Source organism: Chitinimonas prasina, assembly GCF_030160395.1.
Lineage (GTDB): Bacteria > Pseudomonadota > Gammaproteobacteria > Burkholderiales > Chitinimonadaceae > Chitinimonas > Chitinimonas prasina.
On the sequence record NZ_BSOG01000001.1, the window covers coordinates 867994 to 880224 of the forward strand.

A 12231-nucleotide genomic window follows, 5' to 3' on the forward strand; every position below is an offset into this window, starting at 1 on the left:
CACCCACTCCATGCGCTTGATCCTGGCGAACTCGGCAACAAAATCGGCCCCCAGCGCCTCCAGCATGACCTGGTCAGCCTCCAGGGCGGCGACTGCCTCGCCCAGATTCTGCGGCACCGGGCGTATGCCAGCACGCTCAAGCTGGCCCTCATCGTATTCATACAGATCGTCGTCCACCTTGCGGCCCGGCTGCAGCTGGCGACTGATACCGTCCAGCCCGGCAGCAATCAGGGCAGCCGTCACCAGATAGGGGTTGGCGCCTGCATCGGCCAGGCGCCACTCTATGCGCCCCCCCGGGCAGCGCGCCAGCACGGTGCGATTGTCGCCGTAGGCCACATAGGCTGGCGCCCAGGTGGCGCCGGACAGCGAATTGCCAACCACCAGCCGCTTGTAGCTGTTGACCGTGGGCGCACAAATGGCGGTGAGCGCCGGAGCATGTTGCAATATGCCGGCCAGGAAGTGATAGCCCAGTGAGCTTAGGCCATACCCCTGCGGATCGCTCGCATCCTCGAACAGATTGCGGCCCGTCGCATCAGCGATCGAAAGATGGAAATGCAGGCCTGAGCCGGCCCTGTCGGCAAACGGCTTGGGCATGAAGCTGCACAGCATGCCCAACTGCTCAGCCGCATGGCTGGCTGCCATCTTGAAGTAGATATAGCGATCGGCGCTGGTCAGCGCGTCCGAATAGACGTAGTTGATTTCGTACTGCCCCGGCGCATCCTCGTGGTCTATCTGGTAGACGTCAGCGCCAACGGCTGCCATGGCCTCAGTCACCCGTTCGAGGAACACCCGGTTGGCCTCGCGCGACAGGCCCTTGTAGTCATAGCTGGCCTTGTCCAGCACATCGAGCTCGTCGGCCGGCCGGTAGTCGCCATCAGCAGTCCGGCGCAGCAGGATGAACTCCGGCTCCAGCCCAGTGTTGAGTGTCCAGCCACGTACCGCCAGCCTGGCCAGCTGTTGCTTGAGCAGCACCCGCGAACACAGGGGATGCGGCTGGCCGTGCACATGGCCGTCCCCTACCACCCGGGCATAACCGGGCTGCCAGGGCACCAGCGCCAAGGTATCGAGATCGGCCCGGGCGTAGTAGTCACCGCCGTTGCGGGCGATGCCTGTTCCCCATATGGCATAGCCAGAGAAGCCGGCGCCGGTGTGGGTGATCATGTCCAGATGGCGGGCGGGAACCACCTTGGTCTTGGCCGCGCCGTGGATATCCACAAACTGCGCCAACAGGTATTTCACCTGGTGCTGCTGCAGCCACTGCTGCGCCTGGGCCAATGCGGCCTGCTTGCTTTCGTCCTTGGCCATGTGCTGCTCGTGCGGGTTGGAATCCTGCATCCTAACCGGCCACCGTCCGCTTGCAAATGTGCAGTGCAGCAGTCGGCACCGACTCAGTCGCGGCGATAGAAACGCCAGACCAAGGTGATCCCCGCACTCACATTGTTCTCCTGGCGCACCAGCGGGCTATCGGCAAACCGGGCGCCGGCCAGGTGATCGGTGCGCAGAAAGGCCCCCAGCCAATAATCACCCAGGTCACGGCTGGCACTGAAGGTCAGCTGCGTACCGCCGTAGCCACCGCGCGCATCATAAGCGGCGCGGCCCGGGCGAACATACTGCGGTGCAACCCCGTAAACATACTGGTGCAGATCGCGGTCACCCACCAGCACACCGAGGGAGCCGCCCAGCTTCCAGGCTTCGTCTCCCTGCCCCAGCTTCCAGTCGGCCGCCAGGCGGGGGTTGAACAAATTGCCGCGATGGCGGGTACGCCAGTCGTCAAAGCCGATGACCGCTCTGACCGGCAGTACCAACTCGGTGCGGACAGCCGCATCCGTGGCGCTAAGTCGATAGCGCAGCGACGGGCCAACCTCCAGCATTGGATCCAGCTCCGGCATACCCAGGCGAGCCTGGTTGCGACCAGCCCGCACCGGTGGCGTAGCGCCGAAGCTGAGATCCAGCTCGGCCCGCTCGCTCAGCGCCAGCTTGCCGCGCAGACCGGTGCGTGACACTTCCAGATGCTCACTGCGGTAGCTGATATAGGGAACCGGCAGCAGATAGGCACGTTGCTCATCGCTACCACGGTAGTCCGGCAGACTGATGGCGCTGGCACCGACACCCAACTCCAGTGTACCGGCCTGGGTGGCCATGGACAGCAGTGCGGCCGACAGGCCTGTGTAAATACGTTTCATGGTGGTGTACTCGGTGTTGGGCATAACAAGCCAATAACTCAAACTTCTGTGAGGTTGGTCGGTGTGGATACAGCCAGGGAGCGCCAGTGAAGCGTCCACCATCAGTGATGAGTATCCATAAAGGCCCCCAATGCTTCTGCCAAGCCCAGGGGCGCATCCTGTACCTGTACCCGGGGTGTACCGTGCCAGGTGGCGCATCGCTGCAAGGCCGTACCGATATCGCCCAGCAGGCGCTGGCTGATACGCAGACCAGGTTCGATGAACAAGGCCTTGACCTCGAACACCCCGTCCTTGCGATGGGCCTTGGCATCTATACGACCCACCAGCCGCCCCCGGCTGAGCAGGGGCAACACGAAATAGCCGTACTTGCGCTTGGCCGCCGGCGTATAGCACTCGATGCGGTAGTCGAAATCGAACAACTCTGAAGCACGCTTGCGATCCCATACCACCGGGTCGAACGGCGACAGCAGCGTGGTAACCGTGGATTGCAAGCGCCCGGCAAGGGCATCGTCCAGCAGGTGGGCAAGGCTATGGTGCACATAGGCATCGTGCCGGCTGTCCTCCAAGCGCACCGGAATCAGCTCCCCTGCGTCGGCCAGGCCATGCAGGGCCTGCTCGTATTTGCCGCGCTTCAAGCGGTAGTAATCGGCCACCCAACCGGCTTTGACCACACCCAATGCCTGGCAGCTGCGGCTTACCATGCGCGCCTGTGCCACCTCCGGCGTGGGCAGGTCGCGGGCGTCGTCCCAATCGGGCAGCACCCGTTCGGCCAGGTCGTAGACCCGCTGGAAATTGCGCCGCTCTGCCACCATCAAGCGGCCCGCAGTGAACAACACCTCGAGATGGCGCTTTTCCGGCTTCCAATCCCACCAGCCCGTACCCTTGCCGCCCCCCTTGCGTTCGAAATCAGCCGAGCGCACCGGCCCCTGTGCCGCAATATGCGCCAGCAAGGCTTCAATCTCGGCCTTGTGGGTCTCCATCCAGCGCACCGAGAATTTCCAGCCCATGCCGGCCGGATCCAGCATGCGGTGGCGCAGCAGACCGTAATCCTCGGTCGGCACGAAGCAGGCTTCATGCGCCCAGTATTCGTACAGTCGGCCTTCGGCCAGCAGTTGCTCCAGCCAGGCCGGATCGTACTGCCCCAGCCGGCTGAACAGCACCAGATAGGGGCTGCGGGCCACCACATTGATGGTATCAATCTGCAGCAACGCCATGCGCTGGATGGCCGCCAGCACATCCGCCTTGCTGGCCTTGCGCCGATTGGGCGTTAGCAGGCCCTGTGCTGCCAGATGCAGGTTGCGGGCAGCCGTGAGGGAAAGATTCAGGCTCATGAATTTCTGAGGAGCAGGTAGATGACCAGCCCGCAATATGCTGGAGTACCCAGCTGTTGCCAAGCAGCTCGCATCCGTTCGCCCAGCCTGAACTTGCATCACATCCCTGGCGCAGGTGGGCGCAGCCATAGAAAAGGGCGGACCTTGGTCCGCCCTTGCTGGCCAGCCAAAGACCGCCCCTATCATTCAAACGGGCCGGTCGAATGCCTTACAGCGCCAAACAGTTGCTACCTTTGGCACAAGCAGCAAAGTAAGGCTTGCCGGTCTTGCAACTGACCTTGTAGGTCTCGCCCGATGCATCGCTGCTGACCACCCAGGCTCCACTACCTTCGCAACCAGCCGCCTTGGCCATCTGCTCCACTTCGTACGACGCGGGCCCCTGGCGCAACTTGGACTCCTCCAGCTTGGCCAAGTTGGCCAGTTGCGGTTCAGAAGCGGCCTCTGCTTCCACTGGCTTAGCAAGTACAGCAGCAGGTGCCTGAGCTGCTACGGCAGCAGGAGCAACCGGCTGCTGGGTCTCGGCGGCCAGCGGGCTGACCTGCACAGCGGCGGCGACAGGCATTGCCGCACCATCACGCAGCGCTGCTGCCGCGGCCAGCTGCGCACGGAACTTCTGCAGTGCATCAGCCGAGGCACGGCGGGCGGCCAGCGGAAAATCGCGCTTGAACTCGCTGAACTCGGCGTGGCCGTTGCCGGTCACACTGCCTTCCCACACCGCTTGACCACGGATATCGGCCACTTTGGACGAAATGGTGACCGAGAAGTCCGTAGGAGGCCAAGTGAAGGCGCTGTTCGAAGAGGAGGTCGTCTGCAGCGTAGGCACCAGTACGTAATCCACACCCGCCAACTTGTTCGCCTCTTCAACGGAAGCTGCTACCTGCACCTTGGGGAACACGTCGGACAATGCTTTGTAGATAGGTACTTCCAGATCGCGGTAGGGGAAGTAACGGACCTTGTCGCCGCCGCCGCCTGGCGTGGTGACTTCCAAGGTACGCTGTGCAGGGGTAATTACATAAGCGATCTGCTTGTTGATCTTGCTGACCGCAGGGAGGGTAGTAGCGTCGTTGGGCACCAGGACGATAGGGTGGGCGCAGGCACCCAGCAACAGGCCCAGGCCCGCGATCAACAACGACTTGGTACGGGTAAACAAGGTCATGCTTGGTCTCTCCTTATTTGGTCGCAGCAATAAAATCAGCGTCGTCATACAGGTTGGCAAACAGGCGCTGCAGCAGCAGCGCATAGTTTTCTATGCCGCGAGGAATGGCCACAGCACCAACAAAGGACGACTCCCACTGTGACTCGGCGGATATCTGCTTGCGAAAGGCCTCCTGAGCGTTCTTTTTGACCACAAACTGGACCTTGATCTTGCCATTGCCGGTGGAGAACCCGGAGATATCAATGTCATGTGCCAACAACTCGCCACTGATCTCGGTCGAAGCGGCAGGCTCCAGCTTCTTTGCCAGCGCCAGATCCTGGCCCAACGCCTGCTCGATGTAGTCACCGTAGTTGCTACCCACCGACGAACGCATGGATGAACCACGCAGACCTATGCTGTCGAGCTTGGGATCAGCAACCCGGAACTCACCCACTTTAAGCGGCTGCAAGGCGTTCAATTTTTGCACATTGGCGATCGACGGCTGATAGACCGGAGTTTGGGTAGCGCAGGCAGTCAACAACAGCGCGGCAGCTAGGACAAATAGGCGTTTCATAGGAAAAATCACTCTCTGACTTTGACGTTATGTCATTGGTTTATTTGGCGTTTAAGATAAAAACCCGGCCCCACGACTGGATCGGGGCGCGATACTACACTTGAAGCTGTCAAGATGCCCAGCCCACTGGTCGCGTCTGTTGCAAAGTCGAATCGCGTTGATGTGGACCACATACACCGAAACATCCCTATCTCGATGAAAAAAAAGAAGTTTTTCAAAAAAATGCGCAAATCTGCGACAATGGTCGATTGACCTAGCTCGGCACTACGCATAATGACCGTTACCGCAACACCCACTCCGCTCCATCAATACCCCAGCTACTGGGGCACGCAGGGACGCATTGCGCCCTTCCTGCCCATGAGCCGGGCCGAGATGGATGAATTGGGCTGGGACGAATGCGACATCATCCTGGTATCAGGCGATTGCTATATTGACCATCCGAGTTTCGGCATGGCGCTGATAGGCCGGCTGCTGGAGCAGCAGGGCTTCCGGGTAGGGGTGATCGCCCAGCCGGACTGGCACTCGGCCGATGCCTTCAAGGCGCTGGGCAAGCCAAGGCTGTTCTTTGGCGTCACTGCCGGCAATATGGACTCGATGATCAATCGCTACACGGCGGACAAGAAGCCGCGCTCGGACGACGCCTACACGCCGCACGGCGCACCCGACAAACGCCCGGATCGAGCCGTCACCATCTATTCACAGCGCTGTCGCGAGGCCTATCCCGGCGTGCAGATCATGATAGGCGGTATCGAGGCCAGCCTGCGCCGCATTGCCCAGTATGACTACTGGAGCGACAAGGTACGACAGTCCGCCCTGGTCTACGCCAAGGCCGACATCCTCCTCTACGGCAACGCCGAACGGGCCTTGGTCGAGATCGCCCAGCGCGCAGGCCGAGGCGAAAAGCTGCGCGACATGCGCGATATACGCGGCACCGCCTTCATGGCGCCACTGGGCTGGAAGCCCGATGCCAGCTGGCGCGAGGAAGATTCCAGCACGGTAGATACCCCTGGCCGGGTGGACGCCCACGTCGACCCCTATGCCATGGAGCCCGAACAGCCCAAGCAGATTGCCGGCGAAGTGCTGCCCGAGGGCACCCAGGCCATACGCATAGTCAGCAAATCCGAGCGGGTTCGTGCCAAGCTGGAGGCCCGCCTCAAGACCGTGGTGCGCATACCGGCCTACGAGGCAGTGGCCCACGACCCAGTACTCTACGCCCACGCCAGCCGGGTGCTGCACCTGGAATCCAACCCCGGCAACGCCCGTGCGCTGGTGCAGCAGCATGGTGAACGCGAGGTCTGGATCAATCCGCCTCCCATCCCCCTCACCACCCCGGAGATGGATCATGTCTACGGCCTCTACTATGCGCGCAACCCGCATCCGGCCTATGGCAACGCCCATATCCCTGCGTGGGAAATGATACGGTTCTCGGTCAACATCATGCGCGGCTGCTTCGGCGGCTGCACCTTCTGTTCGATTACCGAGCACGAGGGCCGCATCATCCAGAGCCGCTCGGAAGAATCCATCCTGGCCGAGATCGAGGAAATTCGAGACAAGACCCGCGGCTTCAAGGGCCATATCACCGACATTGGTGGCCCTACCGCCAATATGTACCGGCTGGCCTGCAAGGACACCAAGATAGAATCAGCCTGCCGCCGCCTCAGTTGCGTCTACCCGGGCATCTGCGAGAACCTCAATACCGATCACGCGCCGCTGATACAGCTCTACCGCAAGGCACGCGCCATACCGGGTGTGAAGAAGATCACCATAGGCTCTGGCCTGCGCTACGACATTGCCGTGCGCTCGCCCGAGTACATCAAGGAGCTGGTCACCCACCACGTCAGCGGCTATCTCAAGATCGCGCCCGAGCATACCGAGGAAGGTGCGCTGAGCAAGATGATGAAGCCGGGGGTGGATGCCTTCGAGCGCTTCCGCGAGCTGTTTGACCGCTTCAGCAAGCAGGCGGGCAAGGAACAGTACCTGATTCCCTACTTTATCGCCGCCCACCCGGGCACCAGCGATGAGGACATGTTGAACCTGGCGCTATGGCTGAAGAAGAACAACTTCCGCCCAGACCAGGTGCAGGCCTTTACCCCCACACCGATGGCCCTGGCCACCACCATGTGGCATACCCGCCGCAATCCGCTGAAGAAGCTGAGCCGCAGCTCGGAAAAGGTCGATATCGTCCGCGATGCCTACCGCCGTAAGCTGCACAAGGCCTTTTTGCGCTACCACGATCCCAAGCACTGGCCCATTCTGCGCGAAGCCCTGAGCAATATGGGACGGGCTGACCTGATAGGCAATGGCAGCCAGCATCTGGTGCCCCATCCCACGGCCGAGGAGCGCCAGTTGCAGGCGCCTCGCGGCAATGCCCGTGGTGGTGGTGGCCCTGGCACGGTGGGCCGTATTGCACCGCCACGGCAACCCAACCTGCGTGGCGGCAAGGGCAAAGCGCCCAGTAAATCGCGTGGTCGTTAGTCCACCAGGCACTGACCGGAAGCCGTACAAGTAGCCTGCAGCACGGTGCCGGTCTCGCACTGGATACGATAGTACTGTTCGCTGCTGTCGCCCCCCGTCAGCCAGGCGCCGCTGCCCTTGCAACCTTGGGTACGTGCCAGCTCTTCCACTTCGTAGGACCAAGTACCCAGCTTGGGGGCTGGTGCGGGCAGCGTGGCAGCCAGCTTGGTGCCAGGCAGGTATACCGCCTCAGCGCGGAGCGTGGGCGGGGTCAGGGGCATGACTACCACGCCAGCCTCGGGCGTCGGTGCAGGTGCAGGTGCTGCAGGTGCCGCTTCCACCGCCAGCGACAACAGCATCCAGCCTGCCATCACCATGGCGCGACGCTTGTTTCCAGTATTCAACATGATGTCATCCTTCTGTGTACGGCCCCCTGCCTTACAGGGCATGCCGTATGAATGTGGCTGGCAGCAGACTGCTGCCGAAAACCGGATAATATCATGCCAATATCATTATTCCATAGGCATATACAACATAAGCATCTGATTGAATTAGATTCTTCCATAGCAATCTGATGTCTACGGTGCAGGCGGCCAGCGCGCCCATACCCGCCATGCAGCAGCAAACCTGCCTACTGCATCGGCCTAGGGCCTAGCGGCCTGGAAGTACAAAATATCTGGGCCAGCTTTGCGACATTGGCACCCACTAGGGCTAAACTCGCGCCTTTCTCAAATCGACTGCATACCTGCCATGGCACTCAAGGCCACCATACACAAAGCCGACATCTCCATCAGCGACATGGATCGCGGCTACTACGCCAACCACAGCCTGACCCTGGCTCAGCATCCATCTGAAACACTGGAGCGACTGATGCTGCGCCTGGCCGTGTTTGTGCTGCACGCGAGCGAAAGGCTGACCTTTACCCGTGATATCGCCAGCGACAATGACGAACCCGCGCTCTGGCAGAAAAGCTATGCCGACGAGATCGAACTGTGGATAGACCTGGGCGAGCCGGACGAGCGCAGGCTGCGCCAGTCCTGCGGCCGTGCCGATCAGGTATGGGTCTACAGCTACGGCGGCCGTGCTGCCGACATTTGGTGGAAAGGCATGGAGGGTAAGCTGGGCCGGCTGGACAATCTCAGCGTGATCAGCATCAACCCGGAAACCCTGGCGCAATTGGCCGCCATGAATCAGCGCGGCATGCAGTTGCAGGCAACCCTGCAGGATGGTCAGCTGTGGCTCAGCGATGGCACGAATACCGTGCTGGTGGAAGGCGAGAAGTTGAAGCAGGTTGCTTGATAGGCCCACTAGGGGCCTATCCCTGTTCAAATAGCCGGGTGATCAGCTCTGTATCTTGAATATGCGCTGCAGCGGCGCGCTGGAGGTCGGGCCGAACCAGCGCTCGAAAATACGGGCGGCTTCGCCGCTGTCTTCCAGCTCGGACAGGGTGTCGTTGATCACCCCAACCAGCCGCTTCTCTCCCTTGACCACTGCCAGGCCATAGGCCTTGGTGGAGAGTGATACCGGGCTGATCTCATACTGCTGCTTGCCTGGCATGGCAAACAGCTTGGCGGCCAGGATGGGCTCGTCATAGGTGATGGCATCGATCTTGCCTTGCTGCAGGAAGCGAAAGGCTTCGTCCACATCGGTGAAGCTGATGATGGTGGTGCCGGCCAGTTCCTTCTTGGCCAGCTTCTCCGAGGTGGTGTCGCGGATGGCGCCCACCGACAGGGACTTGACGTCGTCCAGCGTCTGTATCTTGCGCAGCTTGGCCACGAACTTCTGGCCGGTCACAAAATAGCCGTAGCTGAAACTGACCTGTTTTTCCCGCTCGGCCGTCTTGGTGTAGGCGGTCAGGATGTCGATCTTGTTGGTATTGAGTGCGTTGACACGCTCGTCCGTGTCCAGCTCCAGGATCACCGGCTTGACGCCCAGCTTCTTGGCAATGGCGATGGCAAAATCCACGTCGTAACCAGAGAGCGTACCGTTCTTGTTCTTGATGCCAAATGGCGGGTCGATGACCACGCCTACCGTCAGCACGCCCTTGCTCTTGACCCGGTCAAGCACATCGGCCAATACCGTGGACGTCATCAACAAACCAGATAGGCAGCCTAGCAGCAGGGTGCGGTTCAGGCGCATGTAAGCGTACTCCTTAAGAATTGGCGCAGTGCCCGCCGGCCCGCTTTATCGCGGTAGCGCACGGCGAAGCCGCAGATGATGGATGTCCCCAATGGAGGATCTGTAGCGGTAGTGTAGTACCCAAACAAGGTAGCCGTCTCAGCTTTGCGTGGCTGGCAGCGGTTTAGAGGGGCCTTCGTGCACATTCTGCCGCACCGGAAAGCCATCATGCACGCTGCCATCGCCCGCCACGGCCACATAGGGCTGGCCGCAGCGTCGCAACCAATCCAGGCCGCCAGCAGCATCGTGCAGCATGGCTACCGTACTGACCGTACCCGCCAGCAGACAGCGCGCTGCTGTCACACTGACCGCCTGCCAGCCCTGCGAGGGATAACCGGTATGCGGGTCCAGAATATGGCAATAGCGGCGGCCTGCCACATCCATGTAGCGCTCATAATCGCCGCTGCTGGCCAGGCCGCCCTCGCTTAGCAGCACGGTTGCCAAGACTTGCTCAGGCGCACGCGGGTGTCGCAGGCCGATGCGCCAAGGCCTGCCATCGGCTTGCGGCCCCAACACCCGCAGATCGCCGCCCAGGTTGACCAGCCCCTGGCGCCAGCCCGCCGCCAGACAAAGGTCGGCGGCGCTATCGACAGCATATTCCTTGCCGAAGCCACCAAAATCCAGTTCCATGCCGGCCTCTGGCAAGCGCACCCAGCCGGGGCCGCGCTCCACCCTGTCCCAGCCTATGCGCTGCAATGCCTGGGCCAGCCGCGCCCCGTTGGGCAGCCGGGCGCTACGAAAATCCCACACCTGCCTGAGCACGCCCGAGGTGATATCGAATCGCCCGCCGCTTTGCAGCCAGGCTGCATGGGCATAGTCCAGCAGGCGCTCGGTCTCCAGATCTATGGCCACCGGCTCGCCACCGGCACCGCCGTTGATGCGCGCCACCACGCTGTCGGCACGGTAGCGCGAGTACTTGGCCTCGATGCGGCGGACCTCGGCCATGACCAGCTCGGCCATACGGGCAGCGGCGGTAGCCTCCCCCACCAGTTGCAGCTCGTTGTCACAAGCCATGGCCCGGAAGATAAAGCGGTGGCAGGCGTTGGCGTCACTCAAAGCGATGGCCCAAGCCCAGCGATAGCCAGTTGGCCTTGAACGGCATCATTGCGGTGCTGCCCTGCCCGCCGGCATGCCAGCTGGCACGCTGCTGGTAGTGCTCGGCCTGCAGTGCCACGGTGGTCTGCGCGCTGTAGTGCCAACTGGCCTTGAGGCCCACCGTGACGGCCCCCAGCGCGCCTAGCCGGCTGTCGGCCGAATACAGCGTATTGAAGCGGGCAGGCGGAAAACGATCGCTGTAGAAGCGGGCAGCGCCCTGGCTGTGGTAACGCAGGCTGGGCTGCAACAGCCAGCGCTCGCCCACCGGCTGGTACCAGCTGGTCTCCAGGCTATGCGCCCTGACACCCCAACTGTCGCGATAGTAGCGATAGTCCAGATGCACGGCAGCCTGCAGAGCAGGCAGGTAATGCCGGTAGCGGGTCAGCCAGGCCAGCTGGTGGCGGCTATCGGGCCGTCGGTCCAGCGCCTTGTAGGAGTCCGAAAAATACCCATGGCCACGGCTGTAGGTGAGATTGCTTTGCACGATGGCCACCGGCGACAGCACCTGAGTCAGCCCCAGCATTGCCTCCTTGCCATGACGCCGCTGCTGTATCAGCGGCCGGTCGGTGGCACTGATATGGTCGCTGCTGCTACCCAGCCCTGCCACCAGGGTGGTGTTCTGGTCCTCGCTCAGCCACTGCACATCCAAGCCGGCTCCGCGTGAGCGGTAGTCGTCTTCATCCGAATAGGCCAGGCCCAAGCCCAGCACCACCCTGTCGAAATAGTGGCTGAGCTTGGCATCGGCAGCGCGCCGACGGTCGGCTATGCCCTTGCCGGAGGCACCACTGAGCGCATTGTGGAACTCCGGGGAAGCACCCGACATGGTCTCCACCGTGGCCGCCATCTCCAGGCCAAAACGCTCGCCCAGCGCAGTACGCAGGTGCAGCTGCGGGGCATGCACCTGCATGCGATCACGCTGGGCATCGTAATCCTGATAGCTGAGGTAGCTCACCGTCACGCTAGTACCATCGGGTGGTGCCACCGCTTGTGCCGTGGCCGGCATCAGGGCCATGGCAGCGGCCGCCAACAGGCCTAATGGATGGCTGTTGGCGTGGTCTGCCTGTGGGCTGGGCGTCAGTTGCATCCACAACCTCCCGTGCCCACACCCTGGCCGCCGCTGGCAGCTTCCTTGCTGGTGTAGATCTGCTTGTGCTGGCGTGCCGTCAGCGGATCGGGGTCAAATGCCATGATGGGCTTGGCCAGGTGGCCTTTCTCCCAGGGCTGCACGGTGGCGCAGCCAGCCAGCAGGGTCATGCTCAATAGCAGGCAGATACGCATGCA

11 protein-coding genes and 1 pseudogene are annotated in these 12231 nt (G+C 61.9%); 2 read left to right on the top strand and 10 right to left on the bottom strand.

All coding sequences use genetic code 11. The features are described from left to right. Positions 1-15: 15 nt before the first annotated feature. The 5 genes and pseudogenes from glnT to QQK16_RS04155 form a co-directional block, all read right to left on the bottom strand. Positions 16-1335 (bottom strand): annotated as a pseudogene (gene glnT / locus QQK16_RS04135) (type III glutamate--ammonia ligase); the annotation flags it as partial. A gap of 53 nt (positions 1336-1388) precedes the next feature. Then, positions 1389-2183: a MipA/OmpV family protein gene (locus tag QQK16_RS04140; RefSeq protein ID WP_284195160.1), complete on the bottom strand. Its 795-nt coding sequence runs from the start codon at positions 2181-2183 to the stop codon at positions 1389-1391. 101 nt (positions 2184-2284) lie between these two features. Further along, entirely contained in the window at positions 2285-3514 is a 1230-nt protein-coding gene (locus tag QQK16_RS04145; RefSeq protein WP_284195161.1) for a winged helix-turn-helix domain-containing protein, read from the bottom strand. Positions 3515-3722: 208 nt separating this feature from the next. Then, complete coding sequence (locus QQK16_RS04150) at positions 3723-4670, bottom strand: hypothetical protein (protein WP_284195162.1); 948 nt, start codon at positions 4668-4670, stop codon at positions 3723-3725. 13 nt (positions 4671-4683) lie between these two features. Next, complete coding sequence (locus QQK16_RS04155) at positions 4684-5223, bottom strand: hypothetical protein (RefSeq protein ID WP_284195163.1); 540 nt, start codon at positions 5221-5223, stop codon at positions 4684-4686. 273 nt (positions 5224-5496) lie between these two features. Here QQK16_RS04155 and QQK16_RS04160 point away from each other — a divergent pair, with 273 nt between their 5' ends. After that, the gene (locus QQK16_RS04160) at positions 5497-7698 is read left to right on the top strand and encodes a YgiQ family radical SAM protein (protein ID WP_308446980.1); all 2202 of its coding nucleotides are present in this window, start codon (positions 5497-5499) and stop codon (positions 7696-7698) included. Here QQK16_RS04160 and QQK16_RS04165 read toward each other — a convergent pair. Beyond that, positions 7695-8084 carry a hypothetical protein gene (locus tag QQK16_RS04165; RefSeq protein ID WP_284195164.1) on the bottom strand — a complete coding sequence of 130 codons (390 nt, stop codon included), beginning with the start codon at positions 8082-8084 and terminating at the stop codon, positions 7695-7697. The genes QQK16_RS04160 and QQK16_RS04165 overlap by 4 nt on opposite strands. Positions 8085-8427: 343 nt before the next feature. Here QQK16_RS04165 and QQK16_RS04170 point away from each other — a divergent pair, with 343 nt between their 5' ends. After that, positions 8428-8976 carry a YaeQ family protein gene (locus QQK16_RS04170; protein ID WP_284195165.1) on the top strand — a complete coding sequence of 183 codons (549 nt, stop codon included), beginning with the start codon at positions 8428-8430 and terminating at the stop codon, positions 8974-8976. A gap of 42 nt (positions 8977-9018) precedes the next feature. On the opposite strand, the gene QQK16_RS04175 is transcribed toward QQK16_RS04170, so the two are convergent. The 4 genes from QQK16_RS04175 to QQK16_RS04190 form a co-directional block, all read right to left on the bottom strand. After that, positions 9019-9816, bottom strand: coding sequence for a transporter substrate-binding domain-containing protein (locus QQK16_RS04175; protein WP_284195166.1), 798 nt, complete (start codon positions 9814-9816; stop codon positions 9019-9021). Between the two features lie 138 nt (positions 9817-9954). Beyond that, a complete protein-coding gene (locus QQK16_RS04180; protein ID WP_284195167.1) occupies positions 9955-10911 on the bottom strand; it encodes an FAD:protein FMN transferase in 957 nt (318 codons plus the stop codon). Continuing rightward, the gene (locus tag QQK16_RS04185) at positions 10904-12034 is read right to left on the bottom strand and encodes a DUF3570 domain-containing protein (RefSeq protein WP_284195168.1); all 1131 of its coding nucleotides are present in this window, start codon (positions 12032-12034) and stop codon (positions 10904-10906) included. The genes QQK16_RS04180 and QQK16_RS04185 overlap by 8 nt, the downstream gene beginning before the upstream one ends. Further along, positions 12025-12228: a DUF4266 domain-containing protein gene (locus QQK16_RS04190; protein WP_284195169.1), complete on the bottom strand. Its 204-nt coding sequence runs from the start codon at positions 12226-12228 to the stop codon at positions 12025-12027. The genes QQK16_RS04185 and QQK16_RS04190 overlap by 10 nt, the downstream gene beginning before the upstream one ends. Positions 12229-12231 lie beyond the last annotated feature (3 nt).